At 71.3% G+C, this 13,196-nt stretch carries 8 protein-coding genes; 6 read left to right on the top strand and 2 right to left on the bottom strand.

What is annotated here, in order from left to right; translation table 11 throughout:
- Positions 1-77 precede the first annotated feature (77 nt).
- The 3 genes from KEG57_RS22145 to KEG57_RS22155 are packed head-to-tail and all read left to right on the top strand — an operon-like array spanning position 78 to position 5,727.
- Positions 78-3,797, top strand: coding sequence for an FAD-dependent oxidoreductase (locus KEG57_RS22145; protein WP_272458778.1), 3,720 nt, complete (start codon positions 78-80; stop codon positions 3,795-3,797).
- A gap of 15 nt (positions 3,798-3,812) precedes the next feature.
- On the top strand, positions 3,813-5,117 hold the full coding sequence (locus KEG57_RS22150) for a cytochrome c3 family protein (protein WP_272458779.1): 1,305 nt from the start codon (positions 3,813-3,815) through the stop codon (positions 5,115-5,117).
- A gap of 22 nt (positions 5,118-5,139) precedes the next feature.
- A complete protein-coding gene (locus KEG57_RS22155; RefSeq protein WP_272458792.1) occupies positions 5,140-5,727 on the top strand; it encodes a Tll0287-like domain-containing protein in 588 nt (195 codons plus the stop codon).
- A 31-nt stretch (positions 5,728-5,758) separates the two neighbouring features.
- Here KEG57_RS22155 and KEG57_RS22160 read toward each other — a convergent pair whose 3' ends face one another.
- Entirely contained in the window at positions 5,759-6,994 is a 1,236-nt protein-coding gene (locus KEG57_RS22160) for a hypothetical protein (RefSeq protein ID WP_272458780.1), read from the bottom strand.
- An 85-nt stretch (positions 6,995-7,079) separates the two neighbouring features.
- Here KEG57_RS22160 and KEG57_RS22165 point away from each other — a divergent pair, with 85 nt between their 5' ends.
- Together KEG57_RS22165 and KEG57_RS22170 are read left to right on the top strand one after the other, a co-directional pair.
- A complete protein-coding gene (locus KEG57_RS22165) occupies positions 7,080-7,766 on the top strand; it encodes a thiamine phosphate synthase (RefSeq protein ID WP_272458781.1) in 687 nt (228 codons plus the stop codon).
- Complete coding sequence (locus KEG57_RS22170; RefSeq protein WP_272458782.1) at positions 7,763-8,389, top strand: hypothetical protein; 627 nt, start codon at positions 7,763-7,765, stop codon at positions 8,387-8,389. Before KEG57_RS22165 ends, KEG57_RS22170 begins: the two co-directional genes overlap by 4 nt.
- Here KEG57_RS22170 and KEG57_RS22175 read toward each other — a convergent pair whose 3' ends face one another.
- Positions 8,390-9,388: a DNA polymerase III subunit gene (locus KEG57_RS22175; RefSeq protein WP_272458783.1), complete on the bottom strand. Its 999-nt coding sequence runs from the start codon at positions 9,386-9,388 to the stop codon at positions 8,390-8,392.
- A gap of 128 nt (positions 9,389-9,516) precedes the next feature.
- Between KEG57_RS22175 and KEG57_RS22180 the strand changes: the two genes are divergently transcribed.
- Positions 9,517-13,119: an FG-GAP repeat domain-containing protein gene (locus KEG57_RS22180; RefSeq protein ID WP_272458784.1), complete on the top strand. Its 3,603-nt coding sequence runs from the start codon at positions 9,517-9,519 to the stop codon at positions 13,117-13,119.
- The last annotated feature ends 77 nt before the right edge of the window (positions 13,120-13,196 follow it).

Below are 13,196 nucleotides of genomic sequence, written 5' to 3' on the forward strand. Positions count from 1 at the left end.
GCTTGCGTGGTCTTTTCGAGCCTTTGCTTCCGTCCGGGAAATACGGGGATGGAGTATAAGGGCCGAGCGCCGCCGCGATGACCGAGGGTAAGACGGGTGAGCGGAGACCGACGGTGGACCTGAGCGACCAGTCCCAGACCCTGGTGATCATCGGCAACGGGATGGTCGGCTGGAAGCTCTGCCAGCGAATGGTGGAGTACGGCGCGAACGACGAGATCCGCATCCTCGTGTTCGGCGAGGAAGCACATCCGGCCTACGACCGCGTGCACCTCACGGAGTACTTCGCCGGGCGCCCGCTCTCGACGTTCTCGCTCTCGCCCGAGAGCTGGTACCAGCAACACGGGATCGAGCTCTTCCTCGGCGATCCGATCGTCGAGATCGATCGCGAGCAGAGCGTGGTGCGCTCGCGCTCGGGCCTGCGCGTCGAGTACAACCGCCTCGTCTTCGCCACCGGGTCGCGCCCGTTCGTCCCGCCGATCGAAGGCGCCGATCTGCCGGGCGTCTTCGTCTACCGCACGCTCGACGACGTCGCCGACATCGAGGAGTACGCCTGCGATTTCGCGCCGACGAAGAGCGCCGCCGTGATCGGCGGAGGCTTGCTCGGGCTGGAGGCGGCGAAGGCGGTCTACGACCTCGAGCTCGACGTGCACGTCGTCGAGGTCTCGCCGTACCTGATGCCGCGGCAGCTCGACGCCGACGGCGGCGCGGCGCTGCGCGACCACGTCGAGCGGATGGGCGTGAAGGTCCGGTGCGGGAAGAAGCTCCTCCGGATCGAGCAAGTCTCGCTCGATCCGCCCGGCGGAGCGTACGGCAACGGCGGCGCCTACCGGACCCTTGCCCCGCGCGAGCCGGACGAGGCCGAGGGCGAGGACGACGCCGTCGAGCCTGCGATGGCGCTGCGCCTGCATTTCGACGACGGCGAGACGCTCATCGTCGGCATGGTGATCTTCGCGGCCGGCGTGCGCCCACGCGGCGAGCTCGCGAAAGCAGCGGGCCTGCAGATGGCCGGCAACGGCGGGATCGTGGTCGACGATCGGCTGCAGGCCATCGACCGGAAGACGCGCGAGCCCGACGAGCAAATCTTCGCCGTCGGCGAGTGCGCGTCGCACCAGGGCACGACGTACGGCCTCGTCTTGCCGGGCTACCAGATGGTCGACGTGCTCGCGGCGAACCTGCTCGGCGCCGAGCGCAAGTTCGAGGGCGCCGACACCTCGGCGAAGCTCAAGCTGATGGGCGTGACCGTCGCGGCGCTCGGCGAGCACGACGGCGATCAGCGGCTCGGCGGCAACGCGCTCGTGTTCAGCGGCGGCGGCGTCTACCGCAAGCTCGTGATCCGCGACGGACGGCTCATCGGCGCGGTGACCGTGGGCGAGTGGGAGAACCTCGACCGCATCCGAGAGCTGCTCAAGGCGCCGCTGCCGCTCTCGTTCTGGGACATGCGCAGGTTCCGCGGCACGGGCAACCTGTGGCCGAAGTCCGAGTCCTCGCCCGTCACGGAGTGGCCGGCCGAGGCGATCGTCTGCGGCTGCGTGCGGGTGACGCGCGGCGCGCTCGCGCTGGCGATCGAGGGCGGGTGTCAGTCCGTCGAGGCGCTCGGGACGAAGACGGGCGCGGGCACGCTCTGCGGCTCGTGCAAGCCGCTGCTCGCGGAGCTCCTCGGCCAGGACGGACCCGTGAGCGTCTTCGAACCGATGCCCGCGTCGTGGCGCGAGGCTCCGCGGAGCCGTCGCGGCGACGGCGGGCCCCGGTCGCGGCGCGGGGAGGGGCCGCGGAGCCGTCGCGGCGGCGAGCTCTCGCCCTCGTCGCGGCTCGAATCGTCGAGACGCACGAGCGTCCTGCCGCCCTCGTCCCTCGCCACCGTGTCGTCGTCGTCCCTCGACAGCGACGCGCCGCGCTCGCGCCGCGACGGCATTCCGTCGTCGCTCGAGGCCCTCGCGGGGCTCGAGCTCGGGCCGCCCGCGGTCCTCGACATCGCGCCGACCTCGCGCCGCTTCTCGATCACCATCACGGATCGGCCGCCGGCGCTCACGAGCGCGCAGGGCCTCGGCCTTCCGAGCTTGACGCCCCTCGCGCCCGTGGTGGTCGAGGACGACGAGGACATCGAGCCGGCGCCGATGTCCGTTCGGGGCCGCATGATCCACGCGCCGGCCGAGGACGAAGGCGACGCGGGCCCCGTGTCGATGCGCAGCGCGACGCTCTCCGCGGGGGTCGCCGTGGACCTACCGCCGCCGAGCACGCTCCGCTCGTCCCTCCCGCCGCCTTCGTCGGACGAGCTGATCCAAGCGGCAAACTTCGTCGCCGCTTCATTCGAGGCGCCCGAAGCGCCGGAGGAAGCGCCCGTCGCGCGCCGTGGCGTCGCGCTCGCGTCGGAAACGCCGCCGGCCGGCACCGAGATCGCGCTGCGCTCGCCGCGCCTCTCGCTCGATCCGGTCCCCCGGGACGACGCCGCCCCGACGCCGCCGACGGGCATTGCCGTCGTGCCGCGCTCGCCGCGTTCCTTGGAGGTCCAAGCGCCTCCCTCGGTCCGCGCGTCTTCGCTCACGCCGCCCTCGGGCATCGCGATCACGCCGCGCACCCCGCGTCGCACCTCGACCCCGCCGGCCGGAATCGCGCTCATCGGGCTCGGCGGCGAGGCGCCCCCGTCTTCGCTCCCCCAGACGCCCGCGACCGGCCTCGTCCTCGGCCTCGCCGCGCGCGCCACCGCCGAGGGCCCGATCCGCAGGTCGACCCCGCCGGCCGGCTCGGTGCGCGTCGCGTCCATCTTGCCGCCGCCCTCTTCCCACGCGATCCCGCCTTCGTCCGCGCCGCCGACGTCCTCGCGCCCGATCTCCAGCGGCATCATCCTCCCGCCCTCGGACGTGGCCATCATCTCGGTCGACGAGCCCCTGCCCAGGCTCGCCCCCTTGCCCGTCATCGAGTTGCCCCTCTTCGCGGCCTCCTCGGACGTGCCGCCCTCCTCGGCGCGCCGGCTCTCCGCGATGGAGGGCCTCATCGACACGGACGAGCGCAAGGAGAGCTCCTCGACCCGCTACTCGCGCATCTCCCTCCTCGCGAGCGTCGACGAGGGCGAGATCGCCGACGTCCTCGCGGCCTCGCGCGACGGGCTCACGCCGAGCGCCACACCGGGCCTCGCCGTCGTGGACCGGGCCCCGATGTCCCGGCGGAGCTGGGTGCCTCCGAAGCGCCTCAGCATACCGCCGGGCGCGCTCCAGACCCCCTCGGTGCCGCCGGCGCGCCCCTCGATCGCGCCTTCGATCCAGGCTCCGCCGGAGCGCGGTCGCAAGATTCTCCTCGTTGCGTCGGTGGTCGCTTTATCCTGGGTCCTGGTGCTGGTCCTCGCCCCCTCGCTCACCCCTTCGCGCTCCATCCAGACGGGCGTCTTCCTGGACGCGCTCCTGCGCCCGGGGATCGGGAGGCAGGTGAGCGGCTACGCCCTCGTCGGGCTCGCGATGGCGAGCCTCGGGGTCTCGCTGCGCAAGCGCTGGAAGCGCTTCCGGTCCGCGGACGTGCCCGTCTGGCGCACGGTCCACGCCGTCCTCGGCGCGGCGACCTTGCTCTTGTTTTTCCTGCACACGGGCCTCTCTGCGGGGACCCGGATCAACCTCGTCCTGACGATCGACTTCCTCGCCGTGGTGATCCTCGGGGCGCTCGCGGGGGGCGTGTTCGCGGTGAGCTCCCGGTGGAGCCCCCTCGCTGCGCGGGACCGTCGTTTGCGGGCTTCCTACGTTCACCTCCTCCTGACCTGGCCGCTGCCGATCCTGATCGCCCTCCATGTGCTTGCCGTGTACTACTACTGAGAGGCGGGCCTTTTGATGAGCACGCGTACCTCGATCTTGGCCTGGCTCCTGCTCACGGGGCTCGTGGGCGGCTTCGGGGCCTTCCGGTTCACCTCGCGGGACCAGACGCTCTATTTGCCCGACCAGACGTCCCACGGGCATCATCAAATCGAAATGGCGTGCGCGTCCTGCCATACCCCGTTCGGCGGCGTGAAGGACGACGCTTGCACGAATTGCCACGGCGAACAGCGCACCGCGGCCGACTCGCACCCGGCCTCGAAGTTCAACGACCCGCGCAACGCCGGCAACCTCGAAAAGATCGACGCGCGTCGCTGCGTCACGTGCCACGTCGAGCACTGGCCCGAGGGGACGCACCGCGAGGGCTACACGCTCCCCGTGGATTTCTGCGTCACGTGCCACGCCGACGTCGGCACCGAGCGGCCGAGCCACGCGGGGATGTCGTTTACCACCTGCAGCGACGCGGGCTGCCACAACTACCACGACAACCGCGCGCTCTGGGAAGATTACCTGAAGAAGCACATCGGCGAGCCGTTCGTGCTCGCGTCGGCGAAGGTCTTGCCGCGCGGGGTCGCGATGGTCGCGAAGGGGCCGAAGTCGCTCGCCGCGAAGGATCAGGACGCGCCGCGCACGGTGGCGTTCTCGGCGGCGCTCGTCTCCGAGTGGGAGGAGTCGGCGCACGCGCGCTCGGGGATCAACTGCTCCGGTTGTCACGGCGGAACGCAGGGGCTCGCCTGGGTGAACAAACCCCCGCTGACGATCTGCGCGGGCTGCCATGGCGAACAAAACAAGGGGTTTGGCCTGGGGAAGCACGGGATGAGCGTCGCCGCGGGCCTCGGCCCGATGAGCCCGGGACGCGCGCGTTTGCCCATGCGGGCCGAGGCCAAGGAGCTCGAGGTCGGCTGCGACAGTTGTCACGGCGGGCACTCCGTGAATGCCCGCAAAGCAGCCGTGGACTCGTGCCTCGGATGCCACGACGACGAACACAGCCGGTCCTACCAGCGGTCGCCGCACTTCAAGTTGTGGGAGGCCGAGATAAACCGCACGGCTCCGCCCGGGACGGGTGTATCGTGTGCAACGTGCCACATGCCCCGCGAGAAGTCGTCGAGTGGAGCTGTCGTGGTGCAGCACAACCAGAACGACAACTTGAGGCCGAGCGAGAACATGGTCCGCAACGTCTGCGCGAGCTGCCACGGCGTGGGCTTTTCGCTCGACGCGGTCGCGGACCCGGAGCTCGTCCGGCACAACTTCGCCGGTCGCCCGAAGAAACACGTGGCGAGCGTGGACATGGTCGAGAAGCGCGCAGCGCAGGGGAAGCGCTGAGCAAGGAGAAGACGACGTGAAGATGGGACACTCGAAGGCGGGCGCGATGCTGTGTAGCGCCGTGGCCCTCGCCGGCGTGACGGCGTTCGGCTGCGGCAGCCAGGGTGGAGGCGCGGGCGGGGGCATCCAGCCGCAGCAGATGGCGGACGCGCTCTACGCCGTCATTGCGGCCGATCGCGCGACCTACGCGGGCCAGGTCGTCGATCGCCTCGTGAAGGAGAACGCGATCAAGGCGACCGAGCGGTTCAAGGAAGAGAAGACGCTCCCGCTGCCGGCGCAGATGCTGCGCATGGGAGCCGAGCACGCGCAGAAGACGAACTCGAGCTTCTCGTACGCGCTCCTCTCGCAGTGGCCGATCAACCAGCAGAACAAGGCCAAGACGGACGCCGAGAAGGCGGGCCTCAAGTTCGTCGCGGAGAACCCGGGCAAGAACTACTACACGGAGGAGAAAATCGCGGACAAGACCTATTTCACCGCGGTTTATCCGGACAAGGCCGTCGCCGCCGCGTGCGCGAATTGCCACAACGAGCACGCCGACAGCCCGCGCAAGGACTTCAAGGAAGGCGATATGATGGGTGGCCTCGTGATCCGCATTCCCGTGAACAAGTAACGCCTCGGCCGGGGGGGCCGAGCGGGGGGTTTTACTTGTCGGTCGGAGCCGGAGCCGAAGGCGCGGCAGGCGTCGCCTCGGGCGATTGCGGCGCGTCGGGGGACGCGGAGGTATCCGCGGGCGGCGGCGGAGGCGGGGGCAGGGCCTTGGGCGGCTCGGCGAAGAAGGGCTCGGGCGCGGACGCGAGCCGGAGGAGCGTGGGCGTCTTCGTGAAGAGCTCGGCCGTGTAGGCCTCGGCGCCCTCGACGGTCTCGCCGGCGTTCAGCGTGGTGGTCACGCGGTAGAGGCCCGGGCGCGGGAACGTGCCGCGCGGGCAGACCTCGTGGAGCAGGATGGTGAACGAGGTGGAGGCGCCGGGCTTCAAGGTCCGGAACGCGTCGCGCGGCAGCCCGCGCGGCGGATCGCCGAGACAACTCTTCGTGTGCCCGTAAGGCCCGTCGACGCGGAACGAGAACATCCACGGCCGGAGCGCCACGAAGATCGGCCGGAGCCCCGCGTTTTTCGCGGTCACCGTCAACGAGACCCCGTTCGGCGCGGCCACGTCCTTCCACGCATCGGCCGTGATTTCGAGCCTCCCGGCGCGCTCGTCGACGATCGGCGCGGGCGCGGGCGGCTTGCCGTCCGCAGGCTTCGTTCCGTTCGTGCTGCCGTTCGCGGCTTGCGGCGGTGGAGGCGGAGGAGGCGGGCTCTCGCCGAGCACGATCGCGGGCGCGAGGATCTGCGGCTGCGGGGCGACCGTCGGCTCGCGCTCGGTGCTCTCGGCGGCGAAGGGCGGCTCGGGCGGCTTCTTCGAGGTCTTCTTCGGCGGATCCCAGCCGAGGCGCGCGTGCAACGTGACGCCCGGCCGGAGCGCGTCCGCGGCCTTGCCGAAGCAGAAGAGCCGCGGATCGAAGGGCTCGACGTACGACTGCCCCGGGCCGAGCAGGAGCGCGCGGCTCTCGGGGAAGCTCGACGGCTTGAGCGCCTTCGGCAGCTCGCACGTCGTGGGCTTCTTCTCGCCTTCGATCTCGATCTCGAACCGGAGCAGCCGCGGGTCGGCGGGCACGCGCAAGGGGACCGTGCCCTCGTTGTCGATCCGCATCGTCCACGGCCCCGTCATCGTCGGCGCGACGATCCAGAGGCGCGCTTGCGCGGGCGGGAGCGGCGGCGGCTCGGGCGCTTTCTGGGCCTTCGCGGGCTTCGCGGGCGGCGCCGCGTGGGCGCTCGGCAAGACGAGGCTCGAGAGGCAGAACAGCGAGGCGAGGAGGGAAGCGCGCGAGGGTCGCATCAACGGGAGCTCCGGCGTCGGTCGAGAGGCGGCTTTCCGCTTTCCTTCCGAGGGCGTCAACCTTAGCGTACAAATGAGCGCCCGCATGCGAGGTCTGTACGCCATCGTGGACACCGCCGCGCTCGACCGGCGCGGAATCGACGTCGTCGCCTTCGCCGAGGCGGTGCTCGCCGCCCGCCCCGCCGCGATCCAACTCCGCGACAAAACTTCGGGCGTGCGGCGCACGCTCGCGCTCCTCGCCGAGCTCACGAAGCTCGCTGCGCGCGCCTCCGTCCCGCTCTACGCGAACGATCGGCCCGACCTCGCGCTGCTCACGGGCTGCCCGGGGATCCATGTAGGTCAAACGGATCTGCCCGTACCGCTCGTGCGCGCGCTCGCGGCGCGGACGGGCGCGTCGTTCACCGTGGGACTGTCGACGTACGACGAGGCTCAAATCGACGCCGCCGTCGCCGAGGGCGCGGACTACCTCGGGATCGGTCCCGTCTTTGGGACACAAAACAAAGACGACGCCGAGCCTCCGATCGGCCTTCCGCGCCTCGCGGCGCTCGCGCGGCACGCGCGCTCGCTCGGGTATACGCGTCCGCTCGTGGCGATCGGCGGGATCACGATGGAGAACGCGGCCGCGGTCGGCGAGGTCGTCGACGCCGCGGCGGTCATCGGCGCGCTCTTGCCGATCGCGAGCGGGGACGCGGGTCTCGCCGAGGCGACGGGGCGCGCGCGGACGCTGCACGAGGCGATCCTCGGCACGATGCCCCGAACGGAGAACACATGAGCCTCGTCGCCATCGCCGTCACGGCCGCCGTGGCCGCGTCCCTCGGCTACCTCGCGAGCCGGCGCCGCGAGAGCACGCGTGAGGCCCCGGGGCCGGACGAGACCAAGGCGCTCGATGACAAGAAGAAGCCTCGCGCGCTGAAGGCGCCCGCGCCCGCCGATCCGCTCGCGGGGCTCGCGTTTGCGCTCGGCGACGTCGTCTCCGCGGAGGGCGACGAGCGCTGGCTCGCGGGCGCGATCGTGGCGCGGGAGCAGGCGCTCGCCGCGGTGATCTTCGTGGCGCCGGAGGGCCTCGCGCACCACGCCGTGGCGCTCTTCCCGGCGGATGCGCGCGCGGCCCTCTGGCTCAGCCCAGAGGCCGTGGACACGCCGCCCGAGCCGCCGGGGACGCTCGAAATTCGAGGCATGGCGATGCAACGCCGGAGCCGCTTGCCCGTGACGTTCGAGCGGCTTGGCCAGGGCGCGCCGACGGTCGGCCCGTCGGGCATCCTCGCCATGTACGAGGCCGGCGGCCGCGAGGTCGCGATCGTCGTCACGAGTGAAGGCAAGGCGCTCGCGTGGGCCGGTCGCCGCCTCGACGAAGGCGAGTACGACCGCATGGGCCGCGGCGACGACGAGGGCTGATCAGGGCATCGCGTCGCGCAGCTCCGACACGAGCTGGATGATCGACAGGTTCGGCGAAGCGTTGCGCTCGAGGTACCCGATCGTGCGGAGCACGAACTCGTAGCGCCGGGCGTCGATCACGGACGCGCGCGGATCACTCGCCGCGCGACCACGCGCCGAACGGGCAAGCGCCGCCCCGAGGGCGCGCAGGTCATCGCGCAGCCGCTCCTTGTCCTTCGTGTCGAGCGCCTCCGCGAGCGCCACCGCCGGCCCGAGATCCGGCGCCGCCACGGCCGAGAGCATCGACGTGACGAACTCGTCGCGCGCCGCCGTGCGCTCTGCGTCGGCGAGATCGAGCGCCGCTGCCGCGCTGCCTGCGGCGAGCTCGATCGCGAGGTCCTGCTGGCCCGCGGGCATCCCTCCCGCCTCCAGGATCTTGTGCAGCACCGCATCCGAGAGCGGCCCGAAGCGGATCTTCAGCGTGCGGGATCGGATCGTGTCGAGCATGCGATCCGGCCGCGACGTGAGCAGCACGAAGTGTGTCCCTTGCCGCGGCTCTTCCAGCGTCTTGAGGAGCGCGTTCGCGGCTTGCACCGTGATCTCCTCGGCCCTGCGGATGATGAAGATCCGCGCGCGGCCCTCGTGCGGCGGGTAGGAGGCGTGGGGGAGCACGATGCGGCGCACCTGCTCCACCGAGATCCCTTGCACCTCCTCGGAGCTCTTGCCGAGCGTCGCCGGCGGGTAGAGCCCGCGTTCGACGAGGATCACATCCGGGTGCTTTGGCACCTCGGGGCGGTCGGCCCCGAGCGTCACGGCGCGCTTGCACGCGTCGCATCGCCCGCAGCCGAGCTTGTCGCCGCCGGTGCACACGAGCGCTTGCGCCAGCGCGAAGGCGGCCATCTCCTTGCCCACGCCGTCGGGCCCTTCGAAGCGGTAGGCGTGGTGGACGCGCCCGCTCTCGAGGGCCCGTACGAGGGTCCGGATGGCCTCGTCCTGGCCGAGGATGCGCGAAAACGGCACGCGCGAGTGCCTAGCACGGCGCCCTGCCGCGTTGAAGTGCGCTCCGCACCCCCCGAACCCTGCGCGGTGCGCTTGAATGTGGAAGGTCCACCAAACAACCAAGATCCACCCATTTGAAGGGAGGAGTCATGCGCTGCTCGTCTCGTGCTGCCTTGCTCGGCGCGCTCGTCGTTCTCGCGGGAGGAATTTCGCCTGGCCGCGCCGAAGCCGACACCTGGCCCGTCTCGCGCCATGACGCCGCGCGCACGGGCGCATCGGCGGGGAACGTGCCGGTGGTCGAGCCCATCGTCACCTGGCGCGCGTACATGGGCGGCCGCCCCACGGGCCGCGTCGCGCGCTTCGGCCTCGACCATGTCTCGCGGTTCGTCGTGGCCGTCGGCGGTCGTTTCGTCGCCAAGCACGGCGTCTCGGGGGCGACGCTCTGGAAGAGCGACATCCTCGGCGTGGGCGCGGTCGAGGCGTTCGCCGATCTCGACGGCGATGGCAGAAACGAGGTCGTGGTCCGCACCGAGACGCGCACGCACGTCCTCGACGGCCTGACGGGGAAACTCCTCTGGAGCTCGCCGCTCGGCGAGTTCCGCGCGCCCGCGTCCGTCCGCGTGACCGATCTCGACGGCGATGGTTTGTCCGACGTCTACATCGATGAATGCACGGCTTGCGCGACGCCCGGCACCATGACGGCGGGCGCCTTCTCGTTCGCCGCCGGGTTTGGCGCGGGCAGCGCGCTCTGGATGCGACCGGCGAATGCGTCGCCGCCGCCCTCGCACACCGGCACGGATACGATCCTCGACCTCGATGACGACGGTTTGCCCGAGATCGTGCTCACCTCGCCGTCCGAGATCGTGATCGTGAGCGGCAAGGACGGCCAGACCGTGACCACGGTCGGGCTGCCCGGCATCGAGGACAAACCTTTCTCGCAGGCGTATGCGCTCGCGGCCGAGATCGACGGTTTGCCGGGCAAGGAGCTCATCGTTGTGCAGCCGCACGGCCAGGTCGCGGCGAAGGTCGGCCCGCCGGGGATCACGGTGTTCAAGCTCGATCCGCAGACGAAGGCCGGGACGCTACTCTTCCAGCGAAAGAGCGCTGGATACGAGGCCGAAATGGTCGCGCTCGCCGACGTCGCCAAGGACCTCGACGGCGACGGAATCGACGAGCTCGTCTTCTCGCACCGCGCGACCGCTGCGTCGCCGTTCACCACCGAGATCCTGAAGGGCGCGGCAGGCACGACCGTCGCCGTCCTCCCCGGCGCGCGCTTCGAAGGCGCGGCCGACCTCGACACGACGGCTGGCGCGGAGCTCGTCACCGCGACCGCGGCGGGCCTCTCGGTCCACCATTTCGACGGCAATGCCCTCACGTCCCTGGCCGGCCCGATCCCCGGGGTGCGCGCCCATTCGATGCCCGACCTCGAGCGCTGGCAAAGAGGCCCGCTCGACCACCGCCTCGCCGTGCTCCCGCGGCCCGGACAACCCCCGGTGCTCCTCGTCGGCAGGCCCAAATCCGATCTGCCCTACGCTGCACAGGAGAAACCGCAGACCTTCCGGGACATCCAGGGGTTCGCGCTCGGCGCCTCGGGCGCGACGAAGATCGGCGAGCACGTCCCGCTCGTCGGCGACGTGACCGGCGTCTTCGGGGCCGATTTCTCTACCCGGCCGTATCCGCAGGTCGCCGTCGGCACGACTGCGGGCACGATCGTCGTGCTCGGACAAGCGCTGCAAGGGACGAACGGCATCGTCTTCTGGGGCGGCAAGGCGACGGGCTCGCTCGTCGGCGGCGGGATGCAACCGAGCGGGGGCGCCGTGGGCGGGCCGCTCGTCGGGAGCGATGACCTCGGGCCCTTCGTGGTCCTGCCAGGCTCGCCGCTCGGCCTCTACGTCGGCGACGCGCGCTTCGCCTCGCTCATCGTCCCCCCGCTGCCGCGCTTCATTCAGCCCGGCATGCAGGCGGCGAGCATCGTGGACCTCGATTCGCTCGGGATGGCCGTCGTCGGCGTGGAAGGCAGCGCCCTCGTGGCGCGGCGCTCGCAGGACGGCACCTCCCTCGGCGCCGTCGACCTCGGCCCCGGTGCGCCCCACGGCACGCCCTTGCCGCTCCGCGTGCAGGGCCAAAGCGTCCCGCGTGTCGGCCTCGACTGGCGCATCGAGGGCGTGCAGATCGTCCAGTCCGCGGTCGATTTCACCTCCAAGAGCCTCGTTTGGCAGGGCGCACCCTTGCCCTTCGGCGGCTTCTTCGGCTCGGGCGTCGGCGACCTCGACGGCGACGGCACGGATGCGTGGTATTCGATGAACGACGGCCTGAACGCGCGCGACGCCGCGACGGGCGTCGTCACCACGACGCCGGGCAATTACATGTGGTATTCGCTCCCCATGCTCGCCTCGTTCCAGGGCGGGCCCGGGCCCGAGCTCCTGCTCCAGGCGGGCGCCTCCTCGCCGCGGCTCCTCCACGCGGACCTCGGCACTGCGTGGCAAGCGGAGAGCCCCGAGCAGGTCAATGGAATGGCCGGCGCGCGCGTCGTCTGCGACAATGCCCCGCGGTTCGTCACGCCGGCCGTTCTCTCCCCCACGCTGCGCGCCTTCGACGGCGCGACCGGCGCGCTCCTCGGCGCCCGCACGCTCGCCGGCGGCAGCGCGTTCCCCACCGTGGACGCGGCAATCGCCGCGGGCAAGCGCCCCGGCGTGCTCTCGAACGTGACCTCCGTGGCCTCGCTCGGCCCGGGCGGCCCCGCCATTCTCACGGGCTCGACGGACGGACACCTGTATGCCCTCGACGCCTGCACGCTCGATCTCCGCTGGTCGAAGTTCCTCGGCGGCTCGGTCGCCGAGCCCGTCGTGGGTGACACCGACGGCGACGGCGCGGACGAGATCATGGTGGGCGTTGCGGACGGCTACATTCACCACATCGACGTCCCCGGCTGCCTCACGCCGGGCTTCATCTCGTTTGGCGCGACAGACGACGGCCCGCCGGATGATGCGCCGCACGTCGTCAAGCCTGGCGAGGCGGTCACGGTCGCGTTCGCGCCGGTCGCCGAGGCGAAGAGCTACGAATACGCGCTCGTCGGCCCGGACGACCAGGCCCTCTGGTCCCCGGCCTACAAGACCGCCGCGGGGACCGAGATTCCGCTCGACCTCGAGGGCGTGCTCGCCGATCGCCCGTACCGCGTGGCCGTGCGCGCGATCGGCCCGAACGGCGCGAGCCCGGACGTCTTTTCGAGGCCCGTCGTCGTCGAGGACGGGAATGACCCCACGCTCGAGGTCGCGGCGACGGCCGACGGCACGACCCTGCACGTCGCCCTCGATGCCTCGGACGACCTCGCCCTCGACCACTGGCTCGTCAAGATGATCGAGCCCGCGGTCGACTCCGCGGAGGAGATCTTCGCCGGGGAAGGGCTTTTCGAGGGTCGCGCGGGCAAGGCCGAGCTCGCGATCACGCCGCCGTCCACGCTTTTCGGCAAGAAGGTCACGGTGTTCGTCTCCGTGCTCGACTCCGGGGGCAACGAGGCGCTGACCGCAATCAACGCTTCCGTTGATGACAAAGGCCACTTCACGCAAGTCGATCCGCCCGTGATCCTCGATCCGGATCAGCCGATCGAGACCCCGACGCCCGAGCCCACCACGTTCGGCGGCTGCGGCGCTTCGGGCCGAACGCCCGGCGCGTCCGCCCTCGTGGTGGCGCTCGGGCTCGGCCTCGGCGGTCTGTTCCGTCGCGCGCGGCGCGCCTCGACCAAGCGCAGGTAGCGGGCCCATCCGCGCGTCCGTGCGCCCCGCCGCTGCGCAGGCGCTTCCCATCCGAATTCGTGGAACAGCGAGAGTCG

It is taken from the genome of Polyangium jinanense (assembly GCF_028435365.1).